Genomic DNA, 13,811 nt, shown 5'->3' with positions numbered 1-13,811 from the left:
CGCGCCCCCCCCCCGGGCCCCCCGCGCCCGGTGTCGGGTGCTGGTGCGCTCAGCCGGCGTGCTTGCGGCGGGCGGCGGCCCGGCCCCGCTGCTGCTGGTCGAGCACCACCTTGCGGATGCGCACCGCGGTCGGGGTGACCTCGACGCACTCGTCCTCGCGGCAGAACTCCAGGGCCTGCTCCAGCGAGAGCTTGCGCGGCGGGATCAGCTTCTCCGTCTCGTCGGAGGTCGACGCCCGCATGTTGGTGAGCTTCTTCTCCTTGGTGATGTTGACGTCCATGTCGTCGGAGCGGGAGTTCTCGCCGACGATCATGCCCTCGTACACCTCGGTGGTCGGGTCGACGAAGAGCTGACCGCGCTCCTGGAGGTTGATCATCGCGAAGGCGGTGACCGCACCGGACCGGTCGGCGACGAGCGAACCGTTGTTGCGGGTACGCAGCTCGCCGAACCACGGCTCGTACGACTCGAAGACGTGGTGCAGGATGCCGGTGCCCCGGGTGTCGGTGAGGAACTCGGTGCGGAAGCCGATCAGGCCGCGCGCCGGGACCAGCCACTCCATCCGGATCCAGCCCGTGCCGTGGTTGACCAGCTGCTCCATCCGGCCCTTGCGGGTGGCGAGGAGCTGGGTGATCGCGCCCAGGTACTCCTCCGGGGCGTCGATGGTCAGCCGCTCGACCGGCTCGCAGGTCTTGCCGTCGATCTCGCGCGTGACCACCTGCGGCTTGCCGACGGTCAGCTCGTAGCTCTCCCGGCGCATCTGCTCGACCAGGATGGCCAGCGCCAGCTCACCGCGGCCCTGCACCTCCCAGGCGTCCGGCCGCTCGGTGGGCAGCACCCGCAGCGACACGTTGCCGATCAGCTCCTTGTCGAGCCGGTCCTTGACCATCCGTGCGGTGACCTTGGAGCCCTTGACCCGGCCGACAAGCGGCGAGGTGTTGGTGCCGATGGTCATCGAGATGGCCGGCTCGTCGACGGTGATCAGCGGCAGCGCGACCGGGTTCTCGACGTCGGCGAGCGTCTCACCGATCATGATCTCCGGGATGCCGGCGACCGCGATGATGTCGCCCGGGCCGGCGGTCTCGGCCGGCTTACGCTCCAGGCCCTCGGTCATCAGCATCTCGGAGATGCGGACCCGCTGGGTGCTGCCGTCGGTGCGGCACCAGGCCACCGTCTGGCCCTTGCTGATGGTGCCCTGGCGGACCCGGCACAGCGCGAGGCGACCGAGGAACGGCGAGGCGTCCAGGTTGGTGACGTGCGCCTGCAACGGCGCGCCGTCCTCGAAGGCGGGTGCCGGGATGGTGTCCAGCAGGGTGCGGAACAGCGGCTCCAGGGAGGTGCTGTCCTCCGGCACCGAACCGTCGGCGGGCTGGGTCAGCGAGGCGATGCCGTCGCGGGCGCAGGCGTAGACGATCGGGAAGTCGATCTGCTCCTCGTCGGCGTCCAGGTCGAGGAAGAGTTCGTAGGTGTCGTCCACGACCTCCTTGATCCGGGCGTCGGGGCGGTCCACCTTGTTGATCACCAGGATGATCGGCATCCGGGCCCGCAGCGCCTTGCGCAGCACGAAGCGGGTCTGCGGCAGGGGGCCCTCGCTGGCGTCGACGAGCAGCACCACGCCGTCGACCATGGTCAGGCCGCGCTCCACCTCACCACCGAAGTCGGCGTGGCCGGGGGTGTCGATGATGTTGATGGTGACCGGGTCGGAGCCGTCCGCCGGCAGGTAGCGCACGCCGGTGTTCTTGGCCAGGATCGTGATGCCCTTTTCCCGCTCCAGGTCACCCGAGTCCATGACCCGCTCGGTGTTCTCGCCCCGGGCGCCGTACGCCCCGGCCTGCCGCAACATGGCGTCGACCAGGGTGGTCTTGCCGTGGTCGACGTGAGCGATGATGGCGACGTTGCGGAGGTCGGTGCGAAGCTGCATACCCTCTATCCTTCCGCCTGCGCTCGCGCAGGCCGCGTCGGGGTCACCCCCCAGGGGCCCCTGATCTATGGTGAAACTGCTGTCCCGGTCGATCCCCCGGCTGGCATGCTGACTCCCGTGTTCCGGGGGCCTGAGTGCACGACCTGCTGACCTGGGTGCAGAGTCTGCCCGCCCTGTGGATCTACCTGGTCGCCGCGCTGATCGTGGCGGGCGAGACCGCGGTGATCTTCGGCCTGCTCGTGCCGGGTGAGGCTACCCTGCTGCTCGTCGGCTTCCTCACCTACAACGGTACCTTGCGGCTCGGGCCGGCGTTGCTCGCGATGATCGTCGCCGCGGTCCTCGGTGATGGGCTGGCCTTTCGCGCCGGACGGCGCTACGGGCCCCGGTTGCGCGCCGGGCTGGGCCACCGGGTCGGCCCGGCCCGCTGGACCAGGGCCGATGCCATGCTCGCCCGGCTCGGTGGGCGCGGTGTGTTCGCCGCCCGGTGGGTGGCGTTCGCCCGCACCCTGGTGCCCCGGCTGGCCGGCGCGGCCGGCATGCCGTACCGGCGGTTCGCACCGTGGAACCTGGCCGGGACGCTGACCTGGGTGGGCGGCTCGGTCCTGCTCGGTCACCTCGCCGGTGAGTCGTACGACACGGTTTCCCGGCTGCTCGGCCGGGCCACCGGGGTGGCGCTGCTGCTGCTGGCCGGCCTGGTGGGAGTGGTGCTCGTCGGCCGGTGGCTGGGTCGCAATCCCGACCCGGTCCGCGCGCTGCTGTCCCGGGCGGGCGCGCTGCCCCCGGTGCGCTGGCTCACCGCCCGCTACGGGGTGCTGTTCTTCCTGGTGGCCATGCGGATCGGGCCGGCCTGGACGCTGCTGCTCAACCTGGCGGCGGGGCTCCTGCTGCTGTTCGTCGCCGGGCTCGCCATCGCCGGGCTGCTCGCCGTGGCCATCCGCAACAGCGGGTTGGCCGCACTGGACGACGCCATCGCGGGGTGGTTCGCCGCCCGGCGTACCCCGGACGCCGCCGACGTCACGATGCTCGTGGTGTCAGTGGTCCGCGGATGGGTGTTGATCGCCCTGGTGGGGCTCGTGGCCGCGGTGCTGGCGTGGCGCAACAGGCCGTGGCGTGCGGACCTGCTCAGCGTGGTCGGCACCGTGGGCGCGTTCGTGCCGCTGGTGGTGCTGGCCGTGGCCGCCGAGGTGACGGGTGCGCACGCCGCGGCGCCGGGCGTTGCCGAGGTGGCGTCGATCTCCACCCAGAACGCCGTTGTCGCGGCGAGCTTCTGCACCCTGGCCTGGCTGGTGTCGCGCGGTTCCCGCTGGCCGGTGGCCGTGGCCGCGTGGACAGCCGCCGCCGCGGGGATGCTCGGCATCGGCGGTGCGCGGCTCTACCTCGGCCTGGACACGGCCAGCGGCACCGCCGCCGCGGTGCTGCTCGGGGTGCTCTGGACTGTCGTGTTCATCGTCGCCTGGGCCACCCGGGACCGGGCGGTGGGTGATCTGGAGCAGCCGGACGACCAGGCCCGGACGCCGCCGCAGGGGCACCGCCGACCGGTCGAACCTTGTTAGGGTGCGACGACTGTCACACGGGGGAGGCACCGGGATGGTTCGATGGACCGCTCGGCTGGGCGCTGCGGTGTTCGCCGGCCTGCTGTTGTCGGGCGCGCTGGTCGGGTGCGCCACCGAGGGGGAGAGCCCGCGGGATCAGGCCGGTCCGGTCGCGCTCGCCGACACGCCGGTGGACGCCCCGACCGACGAGGTCACCGCGGAGCCGAGCCCGTCGGTGAGCGCCGTGGAGTCGATGGGTGCCGCGCCGAGTCGTCGCGCGTCCCCGTCGCCGTCCCCGAAGCCGAAGAAGAAGCCGACCCGCACGGCGCCGAAGCCGCTCGCGGTGGCGAAGCCGCCCACCGAGACCATGGTGCCGCCGGCCCCGCCGAAGCCGGCGCCGAGTTCCTGCAAGCCGACCTACCAGGGTGCCCAGGTGGCCCGGGCCGAGGTCAAGGCGGCGCTGACCGACGCGGCCGGCCGTTCCTACTGGCCGGTCTCCGCACCGGACATCACGGTGCCGCTCAACCTGCTCAAGGCCACCGCCTGGCAGGAGAGCGGCTGGCAGTCCAACATCCACGCCTGCGACGGCGGTGTGGGGTTGATGCAGGTGATGCCGGCCACGGCGACCTGGATGAACCAGCGGTTCGAGCAGAGCTACCAGATCGACGACTACCGGGACAACGCCAGCCTCGGTGCCACCTACCTGGCCTGGGCCACCAAGTACATCGGCGACATGTACTTCGAGTCCGACTTTCGCCTCGACCCGGCCCTGTGCACCGCCGCGTTGGATTCCTGCCTGCTCAACGCGGTCATCGCTGCGTACAACGTCGGGCACGGTGCGGTGGCGCAGGAGGGCAAGCCCCTGGCCATCCCCAATCCGTCGTACGTGCGCAACGTGCGGGCGCTGATGACCGAGTGCGTCTGCCTGGGCTACTGACCCGGGCGTTCGGGTGTGAGCCGGCCGGGCCACCAGAAGCGGTCTCCGAGCAGGAACGCCAGCGCCGGCACCAGGACCGTGCGGACCAGCAGGGTGTCCAGCAGGACACCGACGCAGACGATGATGCCGATCTGGGTCAGCGTGATCAGTGGCAGTACGCCGAGCACGGCGAAGACCGCCGCGAGCAGCACCCCGGCACTGGTGATCACCCCGCCGGTGACCCGCAGGGCGGACAGCATCCCGTCGCGGGTGCCCGCGCCGCGCGCGTCCTCCCGGGCCCGGGTGACCAGGAAGATGTTGTAGTCCACACCGAGCGCCACCAGGAAGACGAAGGCGAGCAGCAGCACCCCGCTGTCCAGTGCGGGGAAGCCCAGCACGTGGTCGAAGAGCAGCCAGGCCGCGCCGAGGCTGGCGAAGAACGACGCGATCACGGTGAGCACCAGCAACACCGGTGCGAGCAGGCCGCGCAGCAGCAGCACCAGCACCCCGGCGACCAGCAACAGGATGATCGGCAGGATGAGTCGTAGGTCACTGTCGTTGGCCTCGTCGGAGTCGTACGTGGCGGCCACGGACCCACCGACGATCGCCCCGGACGGCGCGTCGGCGCCGGCGGCGGCCGGGGGAGCGGAGTCGGGAACGGCGGCCACCGCCTCGCGCAGCGCCTCGATCGCGCGGTCCGAGGCGGTGGTGCCGGGTTCGGCGTCCAGGACCACGTCGACCTGGGCGACGGCGTCACCGGCGGCACCGGGGCGGGCCGAGGCGACGCCGGGCACCGCGGTGGCGGCGTCGGTGACCGCCCGCACCGCCGCCGGGGTGGTGAGCACGGCGACGGGCTGGGTGCTGCCGGCGGGGAAGGCCCTGGCCAACGTCTGTGCCCCGGTCACCGCCTCGGGTTCGGCCCGGAACTGTTCGGTCTCGGACAGGCCGGTGCGGATGCCGAGCCCACCCAGTGCCAGGCCGCCGAGCAGCACTGTGGCCAGCGTCGCGACCACCACCGGGCGGCGTCGCACGGCGGCGCCGAGTCGACCCCAGAGCCGGCCCTCGCGCACCGGGCCGCCGACGCGGGGGACGAACGGCCAGAACAGGCCGCGCCCGAAGAGCACCAGCACGGCGGGCAGCACGAACATCGCCGAGAGCATGGCGAAGACCACACCTGTGGCGCAGGCCACCGCCAGTGCCCGGTTGGTCTCCTGCTCGCTGAGCAGCAGGGTGAGGACGCCGAGCACGACGGTGCCGCCGCTGGCCAGGATGGGCTCGGCGGTGCGCCGCAACGCGGCGCGCATGGCCGCGTACCGGTCCTGCTCGCGGCGCAACTCCTCCCGGTAGCGGGCGATGAGCAGCAGCGCGTAGTCGGTGGCGGCGCCGAAGACCAGCACGCTGGCGATGCCGGTGACCTGGCCCTGCTGGAGGTGGATGCCGACGGCGGGCACGATGACGTCCACCGCGCGCAGGGTGAGCTGCTCGGTCGCGGCCACCACGACCAGCGGCACGATCCACAGAAACGGGCTGCGGTAGGTGATCAGCAGCAGCACCGCGACCACGGCGGCGGTCACCGCGAGCAGGGTGACGTCCGCGCCGTCGAACACCGAGGAGAGATCGGTGGTGAAGGCCGGCGCGCCGGTCACCTCGGCGGTCAGCCCGCCGGGCAGGTCCGCCAGGGCGGCGCGCAGCTGGGTCACCGCGTCCGTGACGGCCTGCTGCCCGCCGGCGGTGTCCAGCGGCACGGCGACGAGGGCCACAGTGCCGTCCGGTGCGAGCTGGGCCGGGCTGACCTGCCCACCCACCGCGAAGCGGCGCAGGTCGTCGGCGCGGGCGCCGACGGTGGCCCGGTCGGCCTCGCTCAGCGCGCCGCCGTCGCCGCGGCTGACCACCACGATGGCCGGCTGCACGTCGCTGGACGGCAGCTGGTCCTGGAGGCGCTGCACCTGGGTCGACTGCCACCGCGCGGACAGGCCGGTGGCGGAGACCGGCGCCGGGTTGTCCGGCCGGGGTGTGCCGAAGACGGCCGCGCCGACGACGATCGCGGCAGCCACGGTGAGCCAGGCGGCCAGCCGGCCGCGGGCGACTCTGGTGAACAGGGACATCACTGTGACCTCAAGGTCTTTCGAAAGCCAAGTATCTTGATGGCCGAGATTATCGAGGGCTGTTCTATGCTGCAACCCGGGGGACCGACGACGGGAAGAGCGGCGCGAGGTGGCGACTCACGGCATGTACCGACGGCGCGACACGCGCCGCGAGCAGCTGGCCGCGGAGATCACCAACAACCTTCGGCGGTACGCGGTGGACGCCCAACACGTCGGCCACGCCTTCGCCACCCTGCACGGCCTCAACCCGACCGACCTCCAGGCCCTGATCGCGGTGATGGACGCCGAGCTGCTCGGTGACCCGATCACCCCGGGCCGCCTCGGCGAACAGCTCAACCTCTCCTCCGGCTCGGTCACCGCCCTGGTCGACAGGCTGGAGCGGGCCGGTCACATCCGCCGCGACCGGGACACCGCCGACCGCCGCAAGGTGCTGCTGCACTACGCCGACCAGGGCGCCGCCCTGGCCATGGAGTTCTTCCAGCCGCTGGGCGCGCGGACCGACACGGTGATGGCCCGCTTCGGCGAGGACGAGCTGGAGGTGGTGCACCGGTTCATGGCGGAGATGAGCGAGTCATTGCGGGGGCACCGGGACGCGGTGCGCGCCGCCCGGCCCGAGTCGCCCCGCCGACCGACGGGCTGAGCGGTGCCCGACCGGCTCGTCTCCCGCCTCGCCGGCGTCGCGCTGCGGTTGCCACCGACCCGCCCCGCCCCGGTGCGGGTCACCCGCGACATTCCGGTTCGGGCCCGCGACGGTGTGGTGCTGCGCACCGATCACTACGCCCCGGGCGTGCCGGACGCGCCGACCGTGCTGATCCGCACCCCGTACGGGCGGGGTGGACCGCTGCGGCTGCTCGGCCGGCTGCTCGCCGCGCGGGGCCGGCACGCGGTGATCCAGGCCTGCCGGGGCACCGGCGGGTCCGGCGGAACGTTCGCACCGCTTGTGCACGAGCGCGACGACGGGGTGGACACCCTGGACTGGCTGCGCCGCCAGCCCTGGTGGTCCGGCCAACTCGGCATGTTCGGGGTCAGCTACCAGGGCTTCGCGCAGTGGGCGCTGGCCGCGGACGCCGGTGACGAGCTGCGGGCGATGGTCGCGGTGGTGACCGCCTCGGCCACCCGGGACTCGACGTACGCGGGAGAGTCCTTCGCCCTGGACACCGTGCTGACCTGGGCGGAGCTGCTGCACGCGCAGACCGTGCCGTGGCTGGCCCGGCAGTGGGAGCTCAAGCGTGGCCAGCCCCGGCTGGCCGCCGCGCTCACGCACCTGCCGCTGGTCGACGCCGACCGGGTGGCCACCGGCGTCACCATCCCGTTCTTCCAGGAGTGGCTGCGCCACCACACCCCGGAGGCGGCGTACTGGCGCGAGCGCGTCTTCGCCGACCGGGTCGCCCGGGTGCGGGCGCCGGTGCTCATGGTCACCGGTTGGCACGACCTCTTCCTGCCGGCCCAACTCGACGACCACGCCACACTGCGTGCCGCCGGCGCGCAACCACGTCTGGTGATCGGCCCCTGGACGCACGGCAGCCCGGGGCTGTTCGTGGGCGCCCTGCGGGAGGGGCTGGCCTGGCTCGACCAGCACCTGCTGACCGCGCCACCGGCCGGCGGGCGGTCGCGCCGAGCCGCGTCCGCCCCGGTGCGCCTGCACGTGGGTGGTCCCGGCGGCGGCTGGCGGGACCTGCCGGACTGGCCCCCGCCGGCCACCGAAACCGCCTGGCACCTGCATTCGGGCGGTGAGCTGGCGCTGCGCCCCCCGGTCGCGTCGGCGCCTGACGCGTTCCGGTACGACCCGACCGACCCCACCCCGTCGCTGGGTGGGCCGCTGCTGGTCGCCAAGCAGGCCGGCCCGGTGGACAACCGGCCGGTCGAGGCCCGCCCCGACGTGCTGACCTACACCAGCGCCGCACTGGTCGGCCCGATCGAGGTGATCGGCCCGGTCCGCGCCGAGATCCACGTCCGCAGCGAGCTGCCGTACCTGGACGTCTTCGTGCGGCTGTGCGATGTGGACCGGGGCGGTCGCTCGTGGAACGTGTGTGACGGCCTGGTGCGGGTGACCCCCGAGCGTTTCCCCGCCGACGCGTCCGGGGCGCTGCGGGTCCCGGTGGCGCTCTGGCCGACCGCGTACCGGTTCGCGGCCGGGCACCGGCTACGGGTGCAGGTCGCCGGGGGCGCCCATCCGCGGTGGGCGCGCAACCCCGGCACGGGGGAGCCCCTCGGCACCGCAGTCACGCTGTGTGCCGGCTGGCGGCAGGTTCTGCACGAGCCGGCGTACCCGTCGGCGGTGTTGTTGCCGGTCGTCCACTCTGGTCGATGATCTTCCAATCGGAAAATAAATCGCTCTGACCTGGGCATTCATCCATTGATGGGGTTATGGTTGGGTCATCGCCCGGCGCCGAGCACGAGATAGACCGGGCCGACCTGAAGCTTGCATCGCACACGCGGTGTGACATTGCGTCTGGCCCCCGTATATCCGAGAGGGGGGCCGATGACCCGCGCCCCGTCCAACCTGTTGGCTGTCCGCAGCCTGCTCCTCACCCATCTCAACATCGACCCGAACACCGATCGGGCCGCAGACCTCGAGCCGGCGGAGGTCGGCATCGTCGGGGACCCCGCCCACCGGGGTGGTTACCACTGCGGATCGGATCGGGTGGTCACCAATGACTACTCGGTGGTGGAGTCACCCCGGGACCAGGGTGGCCTCACCCTCGACGCGGCGGCGCTTGACGTCGGCGGCTTCGAGGTCCGCTCCGGCGGCCGGACGCACACCCTGTCCAGTTTCTCGCTCTGGTGCGTGGGGCAGTGTGCGGCGAACGCGGCCGACACCCGGGACATCCGAGAGATCATCTACAGCCCCGACGGCTCGACAGTGAAGCGGTGGGACCGTCTCGGCAAGCGCACCACCGGCGACAGTTCGCATCGCTGGCACACCCACTTCAGCTTCTTTCGCGACGCGACCAAGGCGGGCCGCGACCAGCGGCCGCTGTTCCGTCGCTACCTGAGCTCCATCGGACTCCTGGAGGAGATCGACATGACCCCCGAAGAACACGCCTGGCTGGCAACCGTCCACAAGAACATCACAGTGCTCGACGGCCGCAACCCGATCGGGCAGATCTACACCCGGATGGCGGAGGGCCGCGACGACACCGGAGCCTCGGTGACCGGTCACCCGAACCTCAAGAGCCTGGGTGCGCAGTTGAGCGCGCTCCAGGCGGCGCTGACCATCTTCTCCGGCCGGGACTTCACCGACGAGCCGGCGGTGATCCAGGGCGTGCTGGCCGGGCTGACGCCGGAGAAGATCGCGGCGGCCATTCCGCCCACCATCGCCAAGCAGGTCGCCGACGAGCTGTCCCGCCGGCTGGTCGCCTGAGCGAGAGGGGCGGCCCGAAGCCGCCGGGCCGCCCCTCTCCGCAACCACATCAGCAACGACTGTTGTGCAATATGTGTTGCGCAATGGTCGTTGCGGATGTCATGGTGGGGACATGGACAACCCCGATGTGCGCCACATCACCGACTCGCGGGTGCTGGCCGCCATGGCCCACCCGCTGCGTCGCCGGCTGATGGACGTGCTCAAGGTGCACGGGCCCTCGACCGTCGGCCTGCTCGCCGAGCGCACCGGCCAGGCGCCGGCGAACGTCAGCCACCACCTCAAGGTCCTCGCCGCCGCGGACCTGGTCAGCGAGGCCCCCGAACTGGCCCGCGATCGACGCGAGCGGTGGTGGCGACTGGTCACCCGGGGGGTGCGCTGGTCCAACACCGACTTCGACGTCGATCCCGCCGCCCGGGCGGTCGCCGACGCCGCCACCTCGCTCACCCTCGACCGGCACGTCGCCCTCGCCCGAGCCTGGCACGCCGCCGACGACGCGGCGCAGGCCGCCTGGCAGGACAGCCCGTTCTCCACCGACAGGTGGTTGCACCTCACTCCCGACGAGCTGGCCGAGCTGAGCCGCGAGATGATCGGCCTCCTGGCCCGGTGGGGCGAGCGCGCTGTCCCCGACGACGAGGGCGAGCGCCAACCCGTGTTCGTGTTCGCGTACGGAATCCCGGCCCGGCCGTGACCGCGCCCACCCGTGCCGACCCGTTGCCGGTCCGGCCGCCCGGCGGGTTGCTGCGGCATCGGGATTTCCGGCTGCTCTGGGCCGGTCAGGCCGTCAGCAGCGTCGGCAGCAACGTCACCACCGTCGCGCTGCCGCTGGTCGCGGTCGCCGTGCTCGACGCCGGCACCTTCCAGGTGGCGGTGCTCACCGCCGCCGCCTGGCTGCCCTGGCTGCTGATCGGCCTGCCGGCCGGCGCGTGGGTCGACCGGCTGCCCCGTCGGTCGGTGCTGGTGGTGTGCGACATGTTCTGCGCGTTGGCGTTCCTCAGCATCCCCCTGGCCGCCGCGCTGGGCCGGCTGACCGTGGCGCACCTGCTGGTGGTCGCCCTCAGCGCCGGCGCCGCGCGGGTCTTCTTCGAGACCGCCGACCAGGTGTACCTGCCGGTGGTGCTGCGACCCGAGCAACTGCCGGAGGGCAACGCGAAACTCGAGGCGACCCAGACCGTCAGCTACGTCGTCGGGCCCGGCCTCGCCGGCCTGATCGCCCAGCTCACCGGTGCCGTCGCCGCGCTGGTGCTGGACGCGTTCACGTTCCTGGCCTCCGCGATCTTCCTGCTGCGGATCCGCACCGTCGAACCACGCGCAAGCCGGGCGGACCGGTCCCGTTCCCTGCGCCGGGACATCGCCGAGGGGTTGCGCTTCGTCATCCGCGACCCGTACCTGCGGGTGCTGGCGGTCTTCGGCGCGGCCTGCAACATCGGGCTGATCGGCTACCAGGCCGTGCTGGTGGTCTTCCTGGTCCGGGAGCTTCGGCTCGCACCGGGCCTGGTGGGCGCGCTGGTCGCGGTGATGAGCGCCGGAGGAATCATCGGGGCGCTGCTCGCCACCACGCTGGGCCGCCGCTGCGGCACGGCCCGGGCACTGCTCATCTCCGGGGTGCTCGCTGGCCCGCCAGCCCTGCTCATCCCGCTCGCCGCGCCGGGCACCGGGCTGGTCTGGCCGGCTCTCGGCGGGGTGCTGATCGGCCTCGGCGTGGCCATCGGCAACGTCGTCAAGGGGGCCTTCCGGCAGACCTACACGCCGCACCACCTGCTCGGTCGGGTGACGGTGAGCATGCACCTGCTCAACTACGGCACGATCCCGCTGGCGGCCGTCCTGGCCGGAGCCCTCGGCGTGCGCTACGGCCCCGGGACAGCGATTTTCGTGATGACCGCCTGGTTGGCGCTCACCCCGTTGATCCTGTTGATCGGGCCGATCCGGAGGCGGCGGGACCTGCCCGCCGCCCCGGCGGCGTCTTGAGTGCGCTGCGACGGCGGCCGGGAACCAGCCGCCGTCACCGGCACGGAGCTACATCGGGCGGACGTTGTCCGCCTGCGGACCCTTCTGCCCCTGGGTCACCTCGAACTCGACCTTCTGGCCCTCGTTGAGCTCCCGGTAGCCGCTCGAGGCGATGGCGGAGTAGTGGACGAACACGTCCGGCCCTCCACCGTCCTGCTCGATGAAACCGAAGCCCTTTTCCGAGTTGAACCACTTAACCGTGCCGGTTGCCATGCATCTCTCCCTGTTCAAAGCGGCTGACCCTCGGCCTCTGGCCGATGATCGCCCGTACCTGTCCGACAGTAACGGGCAAAACCCGGATCCGCTGGCCGAAGTGCCGTAGGTCTTCGGGTGAAGTCGGGTGAACTCTGCGCGCCGGCACGCGAAACCTGCCCCGACCCCCCGCCGCTGGGGCATGCTTGCGCCGATGAGGGGTGCCGCAGCCGACGCGCTGACCGAGCTGGAGCGCGAGATCGACGCGCCCGGCAACGGCCTGGACCGGCTCCGGCTGATGCCCACCCCGTTCGTTCCAGAGGTGCGGCTGCACCTGGCCGAGGACGCGATCGTCTGGTGGGCCCGGATGGAGGCTGCCGTCGGGCATCCCCTGCCGGCCCCGTACTGGGCGTCCGCCTGGGCCGGAGGCCAGGCCCTGGCCCGTCACCTCCTGGACCACCCGGAACTGGCCGCCGGTCGTCGGGTGCTCGACCTCGCCTCCGGCTCGGGGCTGGTGGCCATCGCCGCCGCGCTGGCCGGTGCCACCCAGGTGGTCGCCAACGACATCGACCCGTACGCCGTCGCCGCCGTCACCCTCAACGCCCGGGCCAACCGGGTCACCGTCGACGTCTTCGGGGACGACCTGCTCGACGACACCGGCTCGGAGGCCGACCTGGTGGTCGCCGGGGACGTCTTCTACGACCGCGCGATGGCCGACCGGATGCTGCCCTACCTGCAGAGGGCCGCCGCCAGGGGCGCTGACGTGTTGGTCGGTGACCCCGACCGGGGCCACCTGCCGGCGGACCGCCTGACGGTCCTGGCCGACTACCCGGTACCCACCACCGAACCCTCGGTGGACTCGTCGATACGCCAGGTGCGGGTGCTGCGACCCGTCTGAGTGCGGACGCCACCTCGGGGACGACCCCGAGACCGATACCAGGGGGCCCTGGGGGCTGGAACCCGATGTCCGAAGTGGTGCGGCGGCCATAGCGTGTGTGACATGACGCAATGGCTGGCCCAGATCGGCGACCTGCCCATCCTGCTGTTGATGGGTGCGCTCGGGCTCGTCATGCTCTTCGATGCCGTACCCCTGTTGGGTGTCCTGGTCCCCGGCGACGTGGCGATCCTGGCCGCCGTCGGGGTGGGCCGCCCGACCACCGGGCTGGCGACCTTCACCGCGGTGCTGGTCGGCTGCCTGGCCGGCTGGTCGCTGAGTTTCCTGATCGGCCGCCGCTACTCCGAGCTGTTGCGACACAGCCGGATCGGCGGCTGGATCGGCGAGACGCGCTGGACCGCGGCCGAGGGGATCCTGCGTCGCGGCGGCGGTCGGATGATGGTCGTCGCGCCGTTCCTGCCCGTGTTCAACGCGCTGCTGCCGCTGGCCGCCGGCGGGCTACGGATGTCGTACCGCCGATTCCTCGGCTGCGCGGCGCTCGGCGCCGCCGCCTGGGCCGGTCTCTACCTCGCGCTGGGCACCGCATCCCGATCGCTGGCCGGGCTGCTGCCGGGGGACCCCAGCCCGCTGCTGGTGACCATGGGGGTCGGAATGGTGCTGGCGTCCGCCGTGCTGCTGGGGGCGCGGCGGCGGTTGTTCGCTGTTGCCGGCTGAGGGTGGGGTGGTTGCTCTGTGGGTCGGTGGTTGCGGTGGGGGGCGGGGCCTGCCGTGCCCGGCTCCGGGCGGTCAGGCCATCCTGGAGCGGATCTCGGGTGCCCTCGGCATCCCAATGGCCGAACTTTCTCCTGGTACTACTGACGCGGAGAGCGTCGAGGTTCCCTCGGC

Annotated in this window: 12 protein-coding genes; 9 read left to right on the top strand and 3 right to left on the bottom strand. The window is 72.3% G+C overall.

Annotated elements, in window-relative coordinates; genetic code table 11:
• Positions 1 to 49: 49 nt before the first annotated feature.
• Positions 50 to 1,918, bottom strand: a complete 1,869-nt coding sequence (gene typA, locus AB0A95_RS34250; RefSeq protein WP_357559914.1) for a translational GTPase TypA — start codon at positions 1,916 to 1,918, stop codon at positions 50 to 52.
• 134 nt (positions 1,919 to 2,052) lie between these two features.
• Between typA and AB0A95_RS34245 the strand changes: the two genes are divergently transcribed.
• Both AB0A95_RS34245 and AB0A95_RS34240 read left to right on the top strand, forming a co-directional pair.
• Positions 2,053 to 3,471: a DedA family protein gene (locus AB0A95_RS34245; protein ID WP_357559913.1), complete on the top strand. Its 1,419-nt coding sequence runs from the start codon at positions 2,053 to 2,055 to the stop codon at positions 3,469 to 3,471.
• A gap of 34 nt (positions 3,472 to 3,505) precedes the next feature.
• On the top strand, positions 3,506 to 4,387 hold the full coding sequence (locus AB0A95_RS34240) for a lytic transglycosylase domain-containing protein (RefSeq protein ID WP_357559912.1): 882 nt from the start codon (positions 3,506 to 3,508) through the stop codon (positions 4,385 to 4,387).
• Here AB0A95_RS34240 and AB0A95_RS34235 read toward each other — a convergent pair.
• Positions 4,381 to 6,471, bottom strand: a complete 2,091-nt coding sequence (locus AB0A95_RS34235) for an efflux RND transporter permease subunit (RefSeq protein ID WP_357559911.1) — start codon at positions 6,469 to 6,471, stop codon at positions 4,381 to 4,383. The two genes, AB0A95_RS34240 and AB0A95_RS34235, sit on opposite strands and share 7 nt — an antisense overlap.
• A gap of 124 nt (positions 6,472 to 6,595) precedes the next feature.
• Here AB0A95_RS34235 and AB0A95_RS34230 point away from each other — a divergent pair, with 124 nt between their 5' ends.
• The 5 genes from AB0A95_RS34230 to AB0A95_RS34210 all read left to right on the top strand — a co-directional run bounded on the left by AB0A95_RS34230 (position 6,596) and on the right by AB0A95_RS34210 (position 11,800).
• Positions 6,596 to 7,111 (top strand): MarR family transcriptional regulator, encoded by a 516-nt coding sequence (locus tag AB0A95_RS34230; RefSeq protein WP_357559910.1) that lies wholly within the window; start codon positions 6,596 to 6,598, stop codon positions 7,109 to 7,111.
• A 3-nt stretch (positions 7,112 to 7,114) separates the two neighbouring features.
• Positions 7,115 to 8,782 (top strand): CocE/NonD family hydrolase, encoded by a 1,668-nt coding sequence (locus tag AB0A95_RS34225; RefSeq protein WP_357559909.1) that lies wholly within the window; start codon positions 7,115 to 7,117, stop codon positions 8,780 to 8,782.
• Positions 8,783 to 8,953: 171 nt separating this feature from the next.
• Positions 8,954 to 9,835 (top strand): hypothetical protein, encoded by an 882-nt coding sequence (locus AB0A95_RS34220; protein ID WP_357559908.1) that lies wholly within the window; start codon positions 8,954 to 8,956, stop codon positions 9,833 to 9,835.
• Positions 9,836 to 9,947: 112 nt separating this feature from the next.
• Positions 9,948 to 10,523 carry a metalloregulator ArsR/SmtB family transcription factor gene (locus tag AB0A95_RS34215; RefSeq protein ID WP_357559907.1) on the top strand — a complete coding sequence of 192 codons (576 nt, stop codon included), beginning with the start codon at positions 9,948 to 9,950 and terminating at the stop codon, positions 10,521 to 10,523.
• The gene (locus tag AB0A95_RS34210) at positions 10,520 to 11,800 is read left to right on the top strand and encodes an MFS transporter (protein ID WP_357559906.1); all 1,281 of its coding nucleotides are present in this window, start codon (positions 10,520 to 10,522) and stop codon (positions 11,798 to 11,800) included. The genes AB0A95_RS34215 and AB0A95_RS34210 overlap by 4 nt, the downstream gene beginning before the upstream one ends.
• A 48-nt stretch (positions 11,801 to 11,848) precedes the next feature.
• Here AB0A95_RS34210 and AB0A95_RS34205 read toward each other — a convergent pair whose 3' ends face one another.
• Positions 11,849 to 12,052 carry a cold-shock protein gene (locus AB0A95_RS34205; protein ID WP_007462771.1) on the bottom strand — a complete coding sequence of 68 codons (204 nt, stop codon included), beginning with the start codon at positions 12,050 to 12,052 and terminating at the stop codon, positions 11,849 to 11,851.
• 181 nt (positions 12,053 to 12,233) lie between these two features.
• Here AB0A95_RS34205 and AB0A95_RS34200 point away from each other — a divergent pair, with 181 nt between their 5' ends.
• Positions 12,234 to 12,929 carry a 50S ribosomal protein L11 methyltransferase gene (locus tag AB0A95_RS34200; RefSeq protein WP_357559905.1) on the top strand — a complete coding sequence of 232 codons (696 nt, stop codon included), beginning with the start codon at positions 12,234 to 12,236 and terminating at the stop codon, positions 12,927 to 12,929.
• Positions 12,930 to 13,031: 102 nt separating this feature from the next.
• Positions 13,032 to 13,640 (top strand): VTT domain-containing protein, encoded by a 609-nt coding sequence (locus AB0A95_RS34195; RefSeq protein ID WP_357559904.1) that lies wholly within the window; start codon positions 13,032 to 13,034, stop codon positions 13,638 to 13,640.
• The last annotated feature ends 171 nt before the right edge of the window (positions 13,641 to 13,811 follow it).

This window comes from Micromonospora sp. NPDC049230, from assembly GCF_040647875.1.
In the GTDB taxonomy this organism is placed as follows: Bacteria; Actinomycetota; Actinomycetes; order Mycobacteriales; family Micromonosporaceae; genus Micromonospora.
The sequence above is the reverse complement of the archived record's forward strand: the minus strand, read 5'-3'. Positions and strand labels throughout refer to the sequence as shown.

What these genes read in the sequence shown, in the direction of transcription:
- typA (WP_357559914.1), bottom strand. Translation starts at nt 1,918, where the DNA reads ATGCAGCTTCGCACCGACCTCCGCAACGTCGCCATCATCGCTCACGTC.
- AB0A95_RS34240 (WP_357559912.1), top strand. Translation starts at nt 3,506, where the DNA reads ATGGTTCGATGGACCGCTCGGCTGGGCGCTGCGGTGTTCGCCGGCCTG.
- AB0A95_RS34235 (WP_357559911.1), bottom strand. Translation starts at nt 6,471, where the DNA reads ATGTCCCTGTTCACCAGAGTCGCCCGCGGCCGGCTGGCCGCCTGGCTC.
- AB0A95_RS34230 (WP_357559910.1), top strand. Translation starts at nt 6,596, where the DNA reads ATGTACCGACGGCGCGACACGCGCCGCGAGCAGCTGGCCGCGGAGATC.
- AB0A95_RS34220 (WP_357559908.1), top strand. Translation starts at nt 8,954, where the DNA reads ATGACCCGCGCCCCGTCCAACCTGTTGGCTGTCCGCAGCCTGCTCCTC.
- AB0A95_RS34215 (WP_357559907.1), top strand. Translation starts at nt 9,948, where the DNA reads ATGGACAACCCCGATGTGCGCCACATCACCGACTCGCGGGTGCTGGCC.
- AB0A95_RS34205 (WP_007462771.1), bottom strand. Translation starts at nt 12,052, where the DNA reads ATGGCAACCGGCACGGTTAAGTGGTTCAACTCGGAAAAGGGCTTCGGT.
- AB0A95_RS34200 (WP_357559905.1), top strand. Translation starts at nt 12,234, where the DNA reads ATGCTTGCGCCGATGAGGGGTGCCGCAGCCGACGCGCTGACCGAGCTG.
- AB0A95_RS34195 (WP_357559904.1), top strand. Translation starts at nt 13,032, where the DNA reads ATGACGCAATGGCTGGCCCAGATCGGCGACCTGCCCATCCTGCTGTTG.